General features: G+C 74.1%; 1 protein-coding gene. It reads right to left on the bottom strand.

Annotated features, from left to right (window positions below):
* Nucleotides 1–520: MarR family winged helix-turn-helix transcriptional regulator (locus AC2W7A_RS13090; RefSeq protein WP_485991702.1), on the bottom strand; the 520-nt coding region annotated here is incomplete at its 3' end.
* Between the last annotated feature and the right edge of the window lie 198 nt (nt 521–718).

The following is a 718-nucleotide window of genomic DNA, read 5'->3' as shown; positions in this document are numbered from 1 at the left end:
CGCGGCGTCGTGACGGCGGTCGGCTCCCCGTGCGAGCGGTCTGCGGGCGGGGGAGGGCGGACTCGAGGTCCTGCAGCGCGCCGGTCGCGGCCTGGACCACGCGCAGGGCCGTGCGCAGCTCCTCCTCCGAGAAGTCCGCGAGGGCGGCGCGCAGGGAGCCGCCCATGGGGGCGAAGGCGGCGCCTCCGTCACGCACGGCGGTGTCCGTGTGGTGGACGAGCACCCGTCGGCGGTCCTGGAGGGAGCGCTCGCGTACGGCGTGCCCGGAGTCCACGAGGCGGTCCACCACGGCCGTGGTGGCCGGCTTTGTGAGGTTCAGGTGGCGGCCGAGGTCCGAGGCGCTGGTCTCCATGCCCTCGGCGGCGCGGCGCATCAGGATGTTGAGGGCGCGCAGGTCGGTGCGATGCAGGCCCACGGTCCGGCCGGCGCTGTCCACCATGCGGTCCGAGCTCTCCGAGAAGTCCCGCAGGGCGGTCATCACCGCGTGCAGGGGGTCGTGAGGGTCGGGAGCGGAGTTCACAGTGGGAGTGTACTCGCCCACAGGCTCTCGGTTAGATGATGGAATCAACGTAGGGTGGGGGCATGACCTCACGCGCTCCCGGACAGGGTACCCCTGTGTCCTCACCCCTCGACGAGTACCGTTCGGCCCGCGTCCGCGCCGTCCGGGGGCCGGCCCGGGGGCAGGCGGAGAGGGCGGGCGCACCTCCGCCCCCGACGG

It is taken from the genome of Micrococcus sp. LASM2_SD2 (assembly GCF_057364565.1).
Note: the sequence above shows the minus strand (reverse complement) of the source record. Positions and strands in the feature narration are given on the sequence as shown.